The organism is Gilvimarinus sp. 1_MG-2023 (genome assembly GCF_030548285.1).
The window spans coordinates 1-236 of sequence record NZ_JAUOSC010001714.1; the positions used below are offsets into that span (position 1 = coordinate 1).

Annotated in this window: 1 protein-coding gene; it reads left to right on the forward strand. The window is 57.2% G+C overall.

The window, feature by feature from the left end; genetic code table 11:
* Window positions 1-236 (forward strand): hypothetical protein (locus Q4563_RS22620; protein WP_303606148.1); only part of this gene is annotated, 236 nt, incomplete at both ends.

Here is a 236-nt window from a genome sequence, read left to right on the forward strand (position 1 = left end):
GTCGATCTGATCGAAGGGTTGTCCCCGGCGATTTCCATCGAGCAAAAGTCCACCTCGCACAATCCTCGTTCCACGGTGGGTACCGTCACCGAAATCTACGATTATTTGCGCTTGCTGTTTGCTCGTGTCGGCACGCCGCGTTGCCCGGATCACGGGGTTGCCCTGGAAGCCCAAACCGTCAGCCAGATGGTTGATGGCATCCTGACGCTGGCGGAAGACAGCAAGCAGATGATTCT